Here is a 16,062-nt window from a genome sequence, read left to right as displayed (position 1 = left end):
GACGCCCCGCCCCCCCCTCTGCGCGACCCGCACCAGCTGCAGCCGCTCCCCGACCTCCCCCCCGGCGCGCGCGCCCCCCGCCTCCGCCCGCCCCCCCCCCTCTCGCGTGTGCGGGACCGCTACTTCTTGACGCGGGCCGTGTTGTAGAGCTTCGCGGCGAAGTCCGAGGCCTGCGCCAGGGTGTAGCCCGGCTTGCCGGTGAGGATGGCGCCCGCGTCCGAGGCGCTGACCGAGGCGAGGGTGCTGTAGTCGGCCCAGACACAGACGGGAACGACCGATTCCTTCGGTCCCTTGGCTGCCGTGTCCTTGGCGATGAACTTGAACTCCTGGCACTTCATCACGGCGCCCTTGAAGCCGTCGGGGGTGAACTCCGCGGGGGTGCCCGCGGTCTCGACCGTCACCTTGTCGTTCTTCGCGAGGCTCAGCTTGAGCGCGGCGAAGTACGCGTCCACCGACTTCTCCGGGCTGCCGAGCGAGCCCCAGTAACCCGTGAGGTTGATGGCCTTCGAGGTCAGGGGGTTCTTCGGGTCGCCGGTGGTGTAGCTCATCTCCACCTTCGCGGCGTCGTTGACGCCTGCGGCCTTGGTCTGCTTCTTCTCCTCGTCGGTCATCGGGGTTTCCTGGTACTTCGGGTTCTTCTGGAACTCGCCCACCGACTCCGGGGCGACCAGCTTGTAGCCCTTGGTGTCCTCCGAGACGGGGTCCCCGGCACCGAGGAAGTACCAGGCGCCGCCGCCGATGGCCGCGATGGCCACGACCGCGCCGATGACGAGCCCGGTCTTCGACTTCTTCGGCGGGTCCTGCGGGGGCACGGCGCCGCCGCCGTACGGGGGCGTGGCCGGCTGCTGGTAGCCGTAGGAGGGCTGCTGAGGCTGCTGGGGGTAGCCCGGCGGCGGCGGGGGCTGCTGCGGGTAGCCGGGCTGTGGGGGCTGCTGGGGATAGCCCTGCGGCGGGACGCCCGGCGGGGCCTGCTGGGGGTATCCGTAGCCGGGCTGCGGCTGCTGCTGCCCGTACGGGTTCGGGGGCGGGGGCTGCTGCCCGTAGGGACCCGGCTGCTGCGGCTGCTGCCCGTACGGGCCCGGCTGGTTGTAACTCATCCCGCGTCCCCCTGTGAGGTTGCTTATTCGTTCCTCACATCCTGGCGGAACGCCCCGGCGCCGAGGGAGCCGGGCCCCCGGTTTACCGGTTTCAGTACCGGACCGTTACGCCTCTAAACTGTGCCCGTGACCGAGAACACGCAGACACCCAGCGCCCCCGACTCCGAACTGCCGACCCAGTACGCGCCGGCCGAGGTAGAGGGGAAGCTCTACGAGCGCTGGGTGGAGCGTGGCTACTTCACCGCCGACCCGGCGAGCGAGAAGCCCCCGTACACGATCGTCATCCCGCCGCCGAACGTCACCGGCTCCCTCCACCTGGGCCACGCCTTCCAGCACACGCTGATGGACGCCCTGACCCGCCGCAAGCGCATGCAGGGTTACGAGGCCCTGTGGCTGCCCGGCATGGACCACGCCGGCATCGCGACCCAGAACAAGGTCGAGCAGCAGCTCGCCGAGGAGGGCAAGTCCCGCCACGACCTGGGCCGCGAGGAGTTCGTCGAGCGCGTCTGGCAGTGGAAGGAAGAGTACGGCGGCAAGATCCTCGGCCAGATGCGCCGGCTCGGCGACGGCGTCGACTGGTCGCGCGAGCGCTTCACCATGGACGAGGGTCTCTCCGAGGCCGTCCAGACGATCTTCAAGAAGCTCTACGACGACGAGCTGATCTACCGCGCCGAGCGCATCATCAACTGGTGCCCCCGCTGTCTGACGGCCATCTCGGACATCGAGGTGGAGTACCAGGAGGACGCGGGCGAGCTGGTCTCGATCACGTACGGCGAGGGCGAGGACACCCTGGTCGTCGCGACGACCCGCGCCGAGACGATGCTCGGTGACACGGCCATCGCCGTCCACCCGGACGACGAGCGCTACAAGCACCTGATCGGCCGGCTCATCAAGCTGCCGCTGACCGACCGTTCGATCCCGGTCGTCGCGGACACGCACGTCGACCCCGAGTTCGGCACGGGCTGCGTCAAGGTGACGCCCGCCCACGACCCGAACGACTTCGCCATCGGCCAGCGCCACGACCTGCCGTCCATGACGATCATGGACGAGCACGGCGTCATCACCGTCCACGGCCCCTTCCTGGGCCTGGACCGCTTCGAGGCCCGCAGCGCCGTCGTCGGCGCCCTGCGCGAGCAGGGCCGCATCGTCGCGGAGAAGCGCCCGTACCTGCACTCCGTCGGGCACTGCTCGCGGTGCAGCACCACCGTCGAACCGCGCCTGTCCCTCCAGTGGTGGGTCAAGGTCGAGACCCTCGCCAAGGCCGCCGGTGACGCGGTCCGCGACGGCCGGGTCACGATCCACCCGCAGGAGATGGAGAAGCGCTACTTCGACTGGGTCGACAACCTCAACGACTGGTGCATCTCGCGCCAGCTGTGGTGGGGCCACCGCATCCCGGTCTGGTACGGCCCGGACGGCGAGGTCGTCTGCGTCGGACCGGACGACGAGGCGCCCACGGGCGAGGGCTGGACCCAGGACACGGACGTCCTCGACACCTGGTTCTCCTCCGGCCTGTGGCCGTTCTCCACCCTCGGCTGGCCGGAGAAGACCCCGGACCTGGAGAAGTTCTACTCCACCGACGTCCTGGTCACCGGCCACGACATCATCTTCTTCTGGGTCGCCCGGATGATGATGTTCGGCCTGTACGCCATGGACGGCGAGGTCCCCTTCAAGACGATCGCGCTGACCGGTCTGGTCCGTGACGAGCGCGGCAAGAAGATGTCGAAGTCCTTCGGCAACGTCGTCGACCCGCTGGACTGGATGGACAAGTACGGCTCCGACGCCGTCCGCTTCACCCTGGCCAAGGGCGCCAACCCCGGCACCGACGTCCCGATCGGCGAGGACTGGGTCCAGGCGTCCCGCAACTTCGCCAACAAGATCTGGAACGCCACCCGCTTCGCGCTGATGAACGGCGCCAGCGTCGAGGGCGAGCTGCCGGCCCCCGAGGAGATGTCGGCGACCGACCGCTGGATCCTGTCCCGGCTGAACAAGACCGTCGCGCAGGTCGACGCGTACTACGAGGACTTCCAGTTCTCGAAGCTCAGCGAGGCCCTCTACCACTTCGCGTGGGACGAGGTCTTCGACTGGTACGTCGAGCTGTCGAAGACGACCTTCTTCGCGGGCGGCGAGGGCGCCCGGGTCTCCGGCCGCGTCCTCGGCGAGGTCCTGGACACCACCCTGCGCCTGCTGCACCCGGTGGTCCCCTTCGTCACCGAGACGCTGTGGACCACGCTGACCGGCGGCGAGTCCCTGGTGGTCGCCGACTGGCCGAAGGACAGCGGCTTCCGCGACGAGGCCGCCGAGGCCGAGATCGAGAACCTCCAGGCCGTCGTCACCGAGGTCCGTCGCTTCCGCGCCGACCAGGGCCTCCAGCCCGGCCAGAAGGTCCCGGCCCGCCTGGACCTGGCCGGTACGACGCTGGCCGCGCACGAGGGCGCCATCCGTCAGCTGCTGCGCCTCCAGCCGGAGGGCGAGGAGTTCAACGCGACGGCGACCCTGCCCGTCGGCGGGGCCACGGTCGCGCTGGACCTGTCCGGCACCATCGACGTGGCCGCCGAGCGCAAGCGCCTCTCCAAGGACCTCGGCGCCGCCGAGAAGGAGAAGCAGCAGGCCGAGGCGAAGCTGGGGAACGAGGCCTTCCTGGCCAAGGCCCCCGACAACGTCGTGGACAAGATCAAGGGTCGGCTCGCCAAGGCCGAGGCCGACATCGCCCGGATCCAGGCCCAGCTGGACGCGCTCCCCGCGGCCTGACCGACCGGTCCGCCAAGCCGCCCGAGGCCCCCGCACCGTCGCACGTCGACGGGGCGGGGGCCTTCCGCGTGTCCGTGCGGCGGGCTCAGGCCAGGAGCCGGCCCCCGAAGCGGGTCACGACCAGGATCGCCACGACCGCGTACAGGGTCAGGGGCACCAGCCAGTGGGGCAGGGCGCGCAGCGGGGAGCCGGGGGCGGACAGCCGGCGGGTGACGTACCAGAACAGCGGGATCACCACCGCCCACACCAGGGCGCACCACGGGCACAGCGCGCCGATCTCGTACAGGCACTGGCCGATCAGCCACGCCGTGAACGCGAAGCCCGCCGCGAGGCCGGTCCACAGCGCGCGCCACAGGAGGCGGGGGAGCGCCGCTCCCGCCGCGAGGGCCGCGCCGAGTGCGGCGAGCGCGGCGAAGCCGGCGAGGCCGAGGAGCATGTTGGGGAAGCCGAGGAGGTTGCCCTGCCAGGTGGTCATCACGTCGCCGCAGCCGATGACCGCGTTGACGTCGCACCCCGGGACGAAGGCGGGGTCCGCGAGGGAGCGCAGGTGCTCGTACGTGAGGACGCCGGAGGCCAGGGTGCCGAGGAGGCCGCCGAGGAGCAGGGCCAGGCCGGTGCGCCGGTCCTCGCGGGTGTCGGGGGTGGCGTGCGGCGCGGCGGGGGTCATTCCCGTGACGCTACGGGCGCGGCGCGGGCCGTCCCAGGGCGGAAGGTCGCGGGTCCGCGGGGCGTCCGACCCGGCCCGGGGGAGACGTTCGACCCCAAGCGGAGTGCCGTATATCACTTCATATGTCCGACATGCTGATCCGATCCGGGCCCCGGACCACGGATGATGGTGGGCATGCACGTCAAGCCCGTCCTGTCGGCGTACCACCGGGCGGTGGCCGCCGGCCGCCGGATGGCCGAGGGCTGGGCCGACTCGCCCCGGGCCCAGGACGTCCTCACGGCCCTGAGCTGCCTGGGTCTGATGGCCCTGGACCTGCCCGGGCTCGCCGCCGCCGACAACTCGCTCGGCGGCTGGACCGCCGCGCTGGTGCTGGCGGCCGGCTGCGCGACCCTGCTGGTGCGGCGCCACACGCCCTGGCCGGCGTTCCTCACGGCCCTGCTGTTCATCGGCTGGCTGCACGAGCTGACCCTGGTCCAGTTCGCCCTGTACTCCGTCGGGCGCTACCGCGGCCGCCGGGCCGCGATCGTCGCCACCCTCGGCTACGTCGCCTTCGCGCTCGGCGTCTTCAGCGTGCCGGGCTGGCCCGAACCGAGGGCCGCCAGCCTCAGCTCCTTCCTCAGCCTGGTCGTGCCGATCGGGGTCCTCGCCTCCTTCGTCGGGGTCGCCGCGTTCCGCCACGACCTGGTGCGCGAGCTGGAGGCCCGGCGGGCGGAGTCGGCGGTGCGCGGGGCGGTGGAGCAGGAGCGCACGTCCGTCGCCCGGGACGTCCACGACTTCGTCGGGCGCGAGCTGACCCTGCTGACCGTGCGCTCCGAGGTGCTGTCGATGCGGGCGCGCGAGACGGCGTACGCGAAGGACTTCGAGGAGCTGGCCGACACCGCGCGCCGGGCGCACCTGGTGCTGAACGAGATCATCGTGCAGCGCGGGGAGCGCGCCTCGACCCCCGGCGTGGAGGGGCTGACGGCCCTCGCGGAGGAGAGCGGCCGGGCCGGCTCGCCCGTCCGGCTCGTGATGGACCCCGAGGCGCACGGACTGTCGCCGCTGCGGCAGGCCGCGGTCTACCGGGTGGTGCAGGAGTGCCTGACGAACGCCGCCAAGCACGCCCACGGGGAGACCATCGACGTGTCGATCTGCGCCGAGGGGCCCCGGCTGCGGATTGCCGTCAGCAACGCCCTCCCGGCCCGGGCGCCGGCCCTGGCCCCGGTCTCGGCGGGTTCGGGCACGGCGAGCATGTCGGAGCGCGTGAGCAGTCTCGGCGGCACGTTGACGGCGACGCGTACGCAGGACGCGTACGTGGTCATCGCCGTCGTGCCGCGCGGCTGAGGGCGGGGCTCAGACCCGGCCCGGCGCCAGCAGGGAGGTGAGGGAGTCGAAGTCCTCCACGCAGCGACCCGAGCCGAGGGCCACGCAGTCCAGCGGGGCGTCCGCGACGAAGACGGGGATGCCGGTGGCGGAGGCGATGCGCAGGTCGAGTCCGGGCAGGAGCGCGCCGCCGCCGGTCAGGACGATGCCGTGCTCCATCACGTCGCCGGACAGTTCCGGCGGGCACTCCTCCAGGGTGGCGCGGACGGCGGCGATGACGGCCTCGACGGGCTCGTCGAGGGCGGCGCGGACGTCGGTCGCGGTCAGCTCCAGGGTCTTCGGCATGCCGCCGACCTTCTCGCGGCCGCGCACGGTGAAGGTGCGGGTCTCCCACTCGGGCCGGTCGGGGACGGGCCACGCAGAACCGATGGCGATCTTGACGTCCTCGGCGGTGCGCTCCCCGATGAGCAGCGCGTGCTCCTTGCGGACGTGGTCGATGATCGCCGCGTCGAGGCGGTCGCCGCCGACCCGCAGCGACTGGGAGGTGACGATGCCGCCCAGCGAGATGACGGCCACCTCGGAGGTCCCGCCGCCGATGTCGACCACCATCGATCCGCGGGCCTCGGCCACCGGCAGCCCGGCGCCGATCGCCGCGGCCATGGGTTCCTCGATCAGGTGGACGGTCTTGGCCCCGGCCCGGGTGGAGGCGTGGATGATCGCCCTGCGCTCGACGGGGGTCACCCCGGAGGGAACGCAGATCACCATGCGGGTGCGGGGCCGCCGGCCGGGCACGGCCTTGCGGACGAAGTGCCGGATCATCTCCTCGGCCGCCTCGTAGTCGCAGATCACCCCGTCCTTCAGGGGGCGGATCGCGGTGATGGAGCCGGGGGTGCGGCCGATGGTCTCCTTGGCCTCGGTCCCGACGGCGAGGGCGGTGGTGGTGCCGGCCTTGACCGCCACCACGGACGGCTCATTGAGGACGATCCCGTGTCCCCGGGCGTAGACGAGGGTGTTGGCGGTCCCCAGATCGATGCCTATGTCGCGGCTGGAAGCGGACGCGGTGGTACTGGCCTGCGGCATTTGTTCCCCAATCTCCTGCCGCAAGGCTTGCATAACGATCAGGTCGCGGTGTGCGCCGAACGTCCCGAAACGGCCGTGTCGAAAGTCCCTGGGGTCCTCGTCCGTAGACTGGGTGCGTGAGTGAGCAGCAGCCCGAGAGCCACGACCGCGACGACGTCGACCACCTCGCCGACTCCTTCGACGAGTTCGACCAGATAGTGGCGGAGGAATCCGACCGCGACCCCGACCTGGCGGTGATCGAGGCCGGCAGCCGCACCCTGCGCGCCCAGGCCGGACCGCCCGCGGGCGACCCGGTGCCGTCCCGCCCCGAGGACCCGGAGGTGGCCAAGGCGCTGCTGGAGGTGGAGCAGGAGCTCGCGACCCGTTGGGGCGAGACCAAGCTCGAACCCTCGGTCAGCCGCATCGCCGCCCTGATGGACGTCCTGGGGGAGCCGCAGCGCGCGTACCCGACGATCCACGTCACCGGCACCAACGGCAAGACCAGCACCGCCCGCATGATCGAGGCCCTGCTGAACGCCTTCGACCTGCGCACCGGTCGCTACACGAGCCCGCACGTGCAGTCGATCACCGAGCGGATCAGCCTCGACGGGCTGCCGATCGACCCCGAGCGCTTCGTCGAGACGTACCACGACGTCAAGCCGTACGTGGAGATGGTCGACGCCGCCGAGGAGTACCGGCTGTCGTTCTTCGAGGTGCTGACCGGCATGGCCTACGCGGCCTTCGCCGACGCCCCCGTCGACGCGGCCGTCATCGAGGTCGGCATGGGCGGCAGCTGGGACGCCACGAACGTGATCGACGCCTCCGTCGCGGTGATCACCCCGATCAGCCTCGACCACACCGACCGGCTCGGCTCCACGCCCGGTGAGATCGCGGGGGAGAAGGGCGGCATCATCAAGCAGGACGCCACCGTGATCCTGGCGCAGCAGCCGGTGGACGCGGCGCAGGTGCTGCTGAAGAAGGCCGTCGAGGTGGACGCGACGGTGGCCCGTGAGGGCATGGAGTTCGGCGTGGTCTCCCGCGAGGTCGCGGTCGGCGGGCAGATGCTGACCCTGCGCGGGGTCGGCGGCGAGTACGACGGCATCTTCCTGCCGCTGTACGGGGCCCACATGGCGCACAACGCGGCGGTGGCGCTGGCGGCCGTGGAGGCCTTCTTCGGCGTCGGCGCGGAGCACGCGCGGGAGCTGGACGTGGAGACGGTGCGCCGGGCGTTCGCCTCGGTGACCTCGCCGGGCCGCATGGAGGTCGTGCGTCGCAGCCCGACCGTGGTCCTGGACGCCGCGCACAACCCCGCGGGCGCCCGGGTGACCGCCGACGCGGTGACCGAGTCCTTCGGCTTCAGCCGGCTGATCGGCGTGGTCGCGGCGAGCGAGGGCAAGGACGTCAAGGGCGTCCTGGAGGCCTTCGAGCCGATCTTCGCGGAGGTCGTCGTCACGGAGAACTCCAGCCACCGCGCGCTGTCGGCGGACGAGCTGGCGGCCGTCGCGGTGGAGGTCTTCGGGCCGGACCGGGTGCAGGTGGAACCGCGCCTGGACGACGCCCTGGAGGCGGCGATCACCCTGGCGGAGGAAGAGGCCGAATACGGAGGGGCCGGCGTTCTGGTGACCGGTTCCGTGATCACGGTGGGCGAGGCCCGCCTGCTGTTCAAGAGGGGCTGAGGGATCCATGCGCACGCTCTGCGCGAGCACGCTGATCGGTGAATTCTTCGTCATCGGTTTCGCGGGCCTGGTGGCCATGAAGAACCCGGACCTGACCCAGGCCCAGGTGTGGACCGTCTGCGGTGTGACCATGCTGCTGTCGGTGCTGCTGTGCGGGATGCTCTCGCGCCCCGGCGCGGTGCAGCTGGGCTGGGCCCTGCAGATCGGTCTGATCGCCAGCGGCTTCGTGGTGCCCACGATGTTCTTCCTGGGCGGGGTCTTCGCGGCCCTGTGGTGGTGCTCGGTGCACTACGGCCGCAGGATCGACGCGATCAAGGCCCGCTGGGCGGCCGCGCAGGCGGAGAGCGGCGCCCCTGACGCTGCGTGACGGGGGCCCCGTTCGGCCCTGTAGATTCGCCCTACCGCACCCGTATGCCGCAAGGAGTGTCACATGACCCAGCGCACGCTCGTCCTGCTCAAGCCCGACGCCGTCCGTCGCGGCCTGATCGGTGAGATCATCGGTCGCATCGAGCGGAAGGCCGGCTGGACCATCCCCGCGCTGGAGCTGCGCACGCTGGACCAGGAGACGCTGGAGACCCACTACGGCGAGCACAAGGGCAAGGTTTTCTACGAGCCCCTCATGGGCTTCATGTCGAGCGGCCCCGTCGTCGCCCTGGTGGTGGAAGGGGAACGCGTGATCGAGGGTGTCCGACAGCTCGCCGGACCCACCGACCCGATCGCCGCCGCGCCCGGATCCATCCGCGGCGACTTCGGCACCATCACCCGGGAGAACCTGATCCACGCCTCGGATTCCGAGGAGTCGGCGGAGCGCGAGCTGAAGCTGTTCTTCCCCGCGCTCTAGTACCCCGAGAGCCTTCCCGAGCGCTCTTTCCTGACGAGACATCAGCCAAATAGCGCTCATGACCTGGGGCGACCGAAGTAATTTCGGTCGCCCTTCGGTATTGGGGCCGCCGACCGGGAACGCAAGGACAGGACACGACGTCACCACTAAGGGGGCGGGTATCCGTTCCGGCGGGATTGCCGGAGTCCCGTCGCGCGATGTCCGTACCTGCGGCACTACGATGGGGCCTCCACCCACACACCCACCTCGCCGACCTGACAGCAGCCGCTATCAACTGGAAGGCCAGACGCTCCTCATGGGGAACAAGGGGAACAACATGTCGTTCATCGGCCGTGACATGGCGATCGACCTCGGGACCGCCAACACGCTGGTGTACGTGAGGGGCCGGGGAATCGTTCTGAACGAGCCGTCCGTGGTCGCCATCAACACGAACACCGGTGGAATCCTCGCGGTCGGATCCGAGGCGAAGAAGATGATCGGCCGAACGCCCGGCAACATCGTCGCCGTCCGTCCGCTCAAGGACGGCGTGATCGCCGACTTCGAGATCACCGAGCGCATGCTCCGGTACTTCATCCTCAAGATCCACAAGCGACGCTACCTGGCCCGCCCGCGCGTGGTGGTATGCGTGCCCTCCGGCATCACGGGAGTGGAGCGCCGCGCCGTCATCGAGGCGTCCACGCAGGCCGGCGCCCGCCAGGTGCACATCATCGAGGAGCCCATGGCCGCCGCCATCGGCTCGGGCCTGCCCGTCCACGAGGCCACCGGCAACATGGTCGTGGACATCGGCGGCGGCACCACCGAGGTCGCCGTCATCTCCCTCGGCGGAATCGTCACGGCGCAGTCGATCCGCGTCGCCGGCGACGAGCTGGACAACGCGATCATCCAGCACATCAAGAAGGAGTACTCGCTCCTCCTCGGCGAACGCACCGCCGAGCAGATCAAGATCACGATCGGGTCGGCGTACGACCTCGACAAGGACGAGCACACCGAGATCCGCGGCCGTGACCTCGTCTCCGGCCTCCCGAAGACCGTCGTCATCTCGGCCGCCGAGGTGCGCAAGGCCATCGAGGAGCCGGTCAACTCCATCGTCGACGCCGTCAAGACCACCCTCGACAAGTGCCCGCCGGAGCTCTCCGGCGACATCATGGACCGGGGCATCGTGCTGACCGGCGGCGGCGCCCTGCTGCGCGGTCTCGACGAACGCCTGCGCCGGGAGACCGGCATGCCGATCCACATCGCGGAGGACCCCCTGGACTCCGTGGCCCTCGGCTCCGGCAAGTGCGTCGAGGAGTTCGAAGCCCTCCAGCAGGTCCTGGACGCCCAGCCCCGGCGGTGAGCGAAACCCCACGAACGGGGCATGCGGAACACAAGGATCCGCCGTACGGGTGCTAGCGCGCCGGTGCGGCGGATCGTTGATATACAGGCACAGTCCGGACGGAAACCCGGCTCCCGTCGGAGCGGCTCCGCCGCACGGTTTCTACGAGGAAGGCACGGCCGCCGCACGTGAGGGACACACGAGAGAGCCGGCTGCTCCTGGTACTGCTGATCGCCATCGCGTTCGCGTTGATCACGGTGGACATCAGGGCGGGAGAGCAGTCGCCGGTGGACGGTGCCCGGCAGGCCGCCGCGGCGGTCTTCGGCCCCGTCGAGAAGGGCGTGGCCACGGCCGTGGACCCGGTCGCCCACGCCATAGGGGCGGTACGCGACTCCGGCGGGCGCCACAGCCGGATCGCGGTCCTGGAGCGCGAGAACACGGCGCTGAAGACCAAGCTGGGCAGTGACGACCAGACCCGCAACCGCATCCGCGAGCTCGACGAGATGCTCAAGCGCGCCGGCGCCGGCCAGTACGGCATCAAGGGCGCGGAGGTCATCGCCATAGGAGCGGCCCAGGGCTTCTCCTGGACCGTCACCATCGACGCGGGCAGCAAGGACGGCATCGAGCGGGACATGACCGTCCTCAACGGCGACGGACTCGTCGGCCGCGTCGCCACCGTCGGCCCCGACACCGCGACCGTGGTCCTCGCCAACGACCCCGACTTCACCGTCGGCACCCGCCTGGAGAAGACCGGCGAACTCGGCTTCGCCACCGGACAGGGCGACCGCGCCCTGTCCGTGCAGATGCTCAACGGGCGGGCGCGGATCAACCCGGGGGACCGGCTCGTGACCTTCGGTTCGCGCGGCAACAAGCCCTTCGTGCCCGGCGTCCCGATCGGAGAGATCGTCAAGATCGAACCCGTGCGGGGCGATCTGACCCGCACCGTCTGGGTCCGCCCGTTCGTCGGGTTCTCCCGCCTGGACATCGTCGGCGTGGTGGTCATGCCCCCGCGCGAGGACCCGCGCGACGCCGTCCTGCCGCCCAAGCCCGAAGGGCCCAAGCCGACCCCGACGGTCACCGTCACGGTGACCCCGTCGGCGTCGGCCGGCGCGCCCGCCAAGCCGGAAGACGAGTAGGGGCCGACGATCATGCGCTTCAACCGGATTCTGCTGTCGGCCACGCTGGTCGTGGTCGCCCTCGTCATCCAGGTCGCCGTCCTCGGACGGCTCCAGCTCCCGGGCGCCGTCCCCGACCTCGTCCTGCTGACCGTCGTCGCGCTCGCCCTGGTCTACGGACACCTCGGCGGCGCCCTCATCGGCTTCGGCGCGGGCCTCCTGACGGACCTGGCGCCGCCCGCCGACCACGCCGCCGGGCGGTACGCGCTCGTCCTGTGCCTGATCGGCTACCTCGTCGGCCTCGTCCGTCCCGACAACGGGCGCTTCCGCTCCGCCTGGGGCCCGATGCTCACCGTCGTGGCCGCGGCGATCGGCTCCACCCTCCTCTACGCCGGGGTGGGCGCCCTCGTCGGCGACACCGCCGCCCGGCACGTGGGCCTGACCGGGCTGGTGTTCACCGCCACCCTCTACGACCTGCTGCTGGCGCCCTTCACGGTGCCGTTCATCATGGCCCTCGCCCGCCGGGCCGAGAACGACCCGATGGCGGTGGAGGCCGGCGGCGGTCCGCCCCAGGGCAAGGACGTGTCCTCCGGTTGGCTGGCCGGCGGCACGGGGCTGCGGATCGGCAGCCAGCGGGGCGGCCTGCGGATGAAGAGCAGCCGGCTGCGGGCCAACCGGGCCGGCCGCATAAAGGGCGTCAAAGGCGTGAAGAGCGTCAGGAAGCTGTGACGGGGGAGCACGAGGCATGACCAACATTCCCGAGACCGGCCGCACCCCCCGGGTGCAGATCCGGCTCGCCATCATCCAGATCCTCGTCTTCTCCCTGCTGTTCACCCTCGGTGGCCGGCTCTGGTACCTCCAGATCCGCAACGGCCACGAGTACGCCGACGCGGCCCGCAACAACCACGTCCAGCGGGTGGTGCAGCCCGCCGTGCGCGGGGCCGTCCTCGACGCCCGCGGGGTCCCGCTCGCCGACAACGAGACCCGTCTCGTGGTCTCCGCGTCCCGCACGGAACTGATGCGGATAAAGGACCGGGGCAAGGAGGTCCTGACCCGCCTCGCCGGGGTCCTGGACATGAAGCCGCAGGACGTCATGGACAAGGTCCGGCTCTGCGACTCCAAGACCCCCAAGCCCTGCTGGAACGGCTCCCCCTACCAGCCGATCCCGGTCACCCTGGAAGCCACCACCCAGCAGGCCCTGCAGATCCGCGAACGCCCCGAGGACTTCCCCGGCATCACCGCCGAACCCACCGCCGTACGCCGCTACCCCGCGCCCGGCGGCGCCCGCATCGCGCAGGTCCTCGGCTACCTCTCGCCCGTCACCGACGACGAGATCCAGAAGGCCAAGGACAGCGACTCGCCGCACCTGCGCTCCGACCAGGTCGGCCGCTCCGGCATCGAGCGCACGTACGACAGGCAGCTGCGGGGCAAGGCGCAGGTCACCTCGTACGAGGTCGACAACCTCGGACGCGTCATGGACCAGACGAAGTCCGACCCGGGCGTCGCCGGCTCCACGCTCGTCACCAGCATCGACGCCCGCGTCCAGGCCGTCGCCGAGTACGAGCTCCAGCAGGCCATGAAGGCCGTCCGCAACGAGACCGACAACATCACCGGACGCAAGTACGAGGCCGACTCCGGCGCCGTCGTCGTCATGGAGACCAAGACCGGCCGCGTCGTCGCCATGGCCTCCCAGCCCGACTACGACCCCAACGCCTGGGTCGGCGGCATCTCCGGCCAGGACTACGCCCGCCTCACCAGCAAGGACTCCAACTACCCGCTGCTCAACCGCGCCATCCAGGGCCAGGCCCCCGCGGGCTCCATCTTCAAGGTGGTCTCCGCGAGCGCCGCCGTGCGCGCCGGCTACCCCTTCAACGACAAGTACAACTGCAGCGCCTCCTACAGCATGGGCGGCCGCAGCTTCGCCAACTTCGAGTCCCAGGGGCACGGCCCCATCACCCTCGGCGAGGCGCTCAAGTTCTCCTGCAACACCGTCTTCTACGCCCTCGGCCACAAGGAGTGGCAGCACGACGGCGGCCTGGAGCCCAAGAAGGACGCGCACGACTGGTTCTACCGCACCGCCCGCGAGTTCGGACTCGGCTCCGAGACCGGCATCGACCTGCCCAACGAGGTCACCGGCCGCATCCCCGACCGCCACTGGAAGCAGAGCTTCTGGGAGGCCAACAAGGCCTCCTGGTGCAAGCAGGGCAAGAAGGGCGGCACCTACGTCGAGCAGATCGCCTACGAGAGCTGCCTCGAAGGCAACCAGCTGAAGGCCTACGACAGCATCAACTTCGCCATCGGCCAGGGCGACGTCCTCGTCACCCCCATCCAGATGGCCACCGCCTACGCCGCGATCAGCAACGGCGGCACCCTCTACAACCCCACCGTCGGCAAGGCCGTGGTCAGCCCCGACGGCAAGGTCGAGGAGATCAAGCCCGCGGCCCACGGCAGGCTGCCCGTCGACGCCAAGACCGTCAAGGACCTCGACAAGGGCCTGCGCATGGTCGTCGAACCCGGCGGCACCGCCGCCTGGCGGTTCGGCGGTTGGCCGCTGGACCGGATCCCGCTGCGGGCCAAGACCGGCACCGCCCAGGTCTACGGCAAGCAGACCACCTCCTGGCTGGCGACCTACACCGACGACTTCACCATCGTGATGACGATCTCCCAGGGCGGCACCGGCTCCGGCGCCTCGGGCCCCGCCGTGCGCAACATCTACAACGCGATGTACGGCCTCACCATGGAGGGGAAGGACACGGGCAAGGCCCTCCTGCCCCGGCCGGAGGCGAAGCTGCCCACCGTCCACCCCGACGGCAGCATCGACGCCCCCGAGATCAAGCCGTACGTGCCCCCGTCCCCGGAGGACCTGGCGCCCCCCGCACTCGCCGGCCCGCCTCCCCTGCGGCATGACTGAGACGTGATGATGCAGACCGCCAACAAGTTCTCCGTGTCCCGGTACGCGCCCCGCAAGGGCCCGCTCAACCGGCTGACGGCCCGCGACTCGGTCCTGCGCCGACTCGACTGGTCGATACTGCTGTCGGCCCTCGCACTGTCACTCATCGGCGCCCTGCTGGTGTGGTCCGCGACCCGCCACCGCGACTACCTCAACCAGGGCGACCCGCAGTACTTCCTCTGGCGCCACCTGCTCAACACCGGCATCGGCCTGGTCCTGATGATCGCGACGGTCCTGCTCGGCCACCGCAACCTGCGCGGCGCCGTCCCCGTCCTGTACGGGCTCTCGCTCGTGCTGGTCGCGGCCGTGCTCACCCCGCTCGGCGCCACCATCAACGGCGCCCACGCCTGGATCGTCGTCGGCGGCGGCTTCTCGCTCCAGCCCTCGGAGTTCGTGAAGGTCACGATCATCCTGGTGATGGCGATGCTGCTGGCGGCCCGGGTGGACGCGGGCGACCTGGAGCATCCCGAGCACCGGACCGTCGTCAAGGCGCTGTGCCTGGCCGCCGCGCCCATGGGCATCGTCATGCTGATGCCCGACCTCGGGTCGGTCATGGTGATGGTCGTCATCGTGCTCGGGGTGCTGCTGGCGTCCGGAGCCTCCAACCGCTGGGTGCTCGGGCTGATCGGCGCCGGGACAGCCGGCGCGATCCTGATCTGGCAGCTGGGCGTGCTCGACCAGTACCAGATCAACCGCTTCGCCGCCTTCGCCAACCCCGCGCTCGACCCCTCCGGCGCCGGCTACAACACCAACCAGGCCCGCATTGCGATCGGCGGCGGCGGCCTGATGGGCTCCGGCCTGTTCAAGGGCCCGCAGACCACCGGACAGTTCGTGCCGGAGCAGCAGACCGACTTCGTGTTCACCGTGGCGGGGGAGGAGCTCGGCTTCGCCGGCGGCATCCTGATCATCGGCCTGCTCGGGGTGATCCTGTGGCGCGCCTGCATGATCGCCCGCGCCACCACCGAGCTGTACGGCACCATCGTGGCCGCCGGGATCATCGCCTGGTTCGCGTTCCAGGCCTTCGAGAACATCGGGATGAACCTGGGGATCATGCCGGTGGCCGGTCTGCCGCTGCCGTTCGTGTCCTACGGAGGCTCGTCGATGTTCGCCGTGTGGGTGGCCGTCGGGCTGCTCCAGTCGATCCGGGTCCAACGGCCGATAAGCGCGTAGGCGGACGGGCCGACGGACGGACGGGCGCCGATCACGGTGATCGGCGAACTGCTCGGCGTCCCCGCGGACGACCGCCACGCGTTCGGACGCTGGACCAACCGCATGCTCATGCGCGGCGCCGA

General features: G+C 70.8%; 13 protein-coding genes. 10 read left to right on the top strand and 3 right to left on the bottom strand.

The annotated features are described in order from the left end of the window. Positions 1-119 precede the first annotated feature (119 nt). Entirely contained in the window at positions 120-1,097 is a 978-nt protein-coding gene (locus AB0D01_RS38665) for a hypothetical protein (protein WP_363063914.1), read from the bottom strand. A 126-nt stretch (positions 1,098-1,223) separates the two neighbouring features. On the opposite strand from AB0D01_RS38665, the gene AB0D01_RS38660 reads away from it, so the two are divergent. Continuing rightward, positions 1,224-3,845, top strand: a complete 2,622-nt coding sequence (locus tag AB0D01_RS38660) for a valine--tRNA ligase (RefSeq protein WP_363063912.1) — start codon at positions 1,224-1,226, stop codon at positions 3,843-3,845. Between the two features lie 85 nt (positions 3,846-3,930). Here the strand turns inward: AB0D01_RS38660 and AB0D01_RS38655 are convergent, their stop codons facing one another. Then, the gene (locus AB0D01_RS38655) at positions 3,931-4,512 is read right to left on the bottom strand and encodes a vitamin K epoxide reductase family protein (protein ID WP_363063910.1); all 582 of its coding nucleotides are present in this window, start codon (positions 4,510-4,512) and stop codon (positions 3,931-3,933) included. Positions 4,513-4,686: 174 nt separating this feature from the next. Here AB0D01_RS38655 and AB0D01_RS38650 point away from each other — a divergent pair, with 174 nt between their 5' ends. Then, positions 4,687-5,835, top strand: a complete 1,149-nt coding sequence (locus tag AB0D01_RS38650; RefSeq protein WP_363063908.1) for a histidine kinase — start codon at positions 4,687-4,689, stop codon at positions 5,833-5,835. A 9-nt stretch (positions 5,836-5,844) separates the two neighbouring features. Here AB0D01_RS38650 and AB0D01_RS38645 read toward each other — a convergent pair whose 3' ends face one another. Continuing rightward, positions 5,845-6,894 carry a rod shape-determining protein gene (locus AB0D01_RS38645; protein ID WP_363063906.1) on the bottom strand — a complete coding sequence of 350 codons (1,050 nt, stop codon included), beginning with the start codon at positions 6,892-6,894 and terminating at the stop codon, positions 5,845-5,847. 197 nt (positions 6,895-7,091) lie between these two features. Here AB0D01_RS38645 and AB0D01_RS38640 point away from each other — a divergent pair, with 197 nt between their 5' ends. From AB0D01_RS38640 to rodA, 8 genes are all read left to right on the top strand, one after another. Further along, complete coding sequence (locus AB0D01_RS38640; protein ID WP_363063918.1) at positions 7,092-8,549, top strand: folylpolyglutamate synthase/dihydrofolate synthase family protein; 1,458 nt, start codon at positions 7,092-7,094, stop codon at positions 8,547-8,549. Positions 8,550-8,556: 7 nt separating this feature from the next. Beyond that, positions 8,557-8,916 (top strand): DUF4233 domain-containing protein, encoded by a 360-nt coding sequence (locus AB0D01_RS38635; RefSeq protein ID WP_363063904.1) that lies wholly within the window; start codon positions 8,557-8,559, stop codon positions 8,914-8,916. A 63-nt stretch (positions 8,917-8,979) separates the two neighbouring features. After that, positions 8,980-9,390 carry a nucleoside-diphosphate kinase gene (ndk, locus tag AB0D01_RS38630; protein WP_363063902.1) on the top strand — a complete coding sequence of 137 codons (411 nt, stop codon included), beginning with the start codon at positions 8,980-8,982 and terminating at the stop codon, positions 9,388-9,390. Between the two features lie 316 nt (positions 9,391-9,706). Next, on the top strand, positions 9,707-10,726 hold the full coding sequence (locus AB0D01_RS38625; RefSeq protein ID WP_030008578.1) for a rod shape-determining protein: 1,020 nt from the start codon (positions 9,707-9,709) through the stop codon (positions 10,724-10,726). Between the two features lie 167 nt (positions 10,727-10,893). Then, complete coding sequence (gene mreC / locus AB0D01_RS38620) at positions 10,894-11,841, top strand: rod shape-determining protein MreC (protein ID WP_363063900.1); 948 nt, start codon at positions 10,894-10,896, stop codon at positions 11,839-11,841. Positions 11,842-11,853: 12 nt separating this feature from the next. Then, positions 11,854-12,549, top strand: a complete 696-nt coding sequence (gene mreD, locus AB0D01_RS38615) for a rod shape-determining protein MreD (protein WP_363063898.1) — start codon at positions 11,854-11,856, stop codon at positions 12,547-12,549. Positions 12,550-12,565: 16 nt separating this feature from the next. Beyond that, the gene (gene mrdA / locus AB0D01_RS38610) at positions 12,566-14,731 is read left to right on the top strand and encodes a penicillin-binding protein 2 (protein ID WP_363063896.1); all 2,166 of its coding nucleotides are present in this window, start codon (positions 12,566-12,568) and stop codon (positions 14,729-14,731) included. A 9-nt stretch (positions 14,732-14,740) separates the two neighbouring features. Next, positions 14,741-15,940, top strand: a complete 1,200-nt coding sequence (gene rodA / locus AB0D01_RS38605; protein ID WP_363063916.1) for a rod shape-determining protein RodA — start codon at positions 14,741-14,743, stop codon at positions 15,938-15,940. Positions 15,941-16,062 lie beyond the last annotated feature (122 nt).

This window comes from Streptomyces sp. NPDC048606, from assembly GCF_040650855.1.
Lineage (GTDB): Bacteria > Actinomycetota > Actinomycetes > Streptomycetales > Streptomycetaceae > Streptomyces.
The sequence above is the reverse complement of the archived record's forward strand: the minus strand, read 5'-3'. Positions and strand labels throughout refer to the sequence as shown.

Bases quoted from the DNA above. Each gene is read 5' to 3' on its own strand.
- AB0D01_RS38665 (WP_363063914.1), bottom strand. From the start codon at position 1,097: ATGAGTTACAACCAGCCGGGCCCGTACGGGCAGCAGCCGCAGCAGCCG.
- AB0D01_RS38655 (WP_363063910.1), bottom strand. From the start codon at position 4,512: ATGACCCCCGCCGCGCCGCACGCCACCCCCGACACCCGCGAGGACCGG.
- AB0D01_RS38650 (WP_363063908.1), top strand. From the start codon at position 4,687: ATGCACGTCAAGCCCGTCCTGTCGGCGTACCACCGGGCGGTGGCCGCC.
- AB0D01_RS38645 (WP_363063906.1), bottom strand. From the start codon at position 6,894: ATGCCGCAGGCCAGTACCACCGCGTCCGCTTCCAGCCGCGACATAGGC.
- AB0D01_RS38635 (WP_363063904.1), top strand. From the start codon at position 8,557: ATGCGCACGCTCTGCGCGAGCACGCTGATCGGTGAATTCTTCGTCATC.
- ndk (WP_363063902.1), top strand. From the start codon at position 8,980: ATGACCCAGCGCACGCTCGTCCTGCTCAAGCCCGACGCCGTCCGTCGC.
- AB0D01_RS38625 (WP_030008578.1), top strand. From the start codon at position 9,707: ATGTCGTTCATCGGCCGTGACATGGCGATCGACCTCGGGACCGCCAAC.
- mreD (WP_363063898.1), top strand. From the start codon at position 11,854: ATGCGCTTCAACCGGATTCTGCTGTCGGCCACGCTGGTCGTGGTCGCC.
- mrdA (WP_363063896.1), top strand. From the start codon at position 12,566: ATGACCAACATTCCCGAGACCGGCCGCACCCCCCGGGTGCAGATCCGG.
- rodA (WP_363063916.1), top strand. From the start codon at position 14,741: ATGCAGACCGCCAACAAGTTCTCCGTGTCCCGGTACGCGCCCCGCAAG.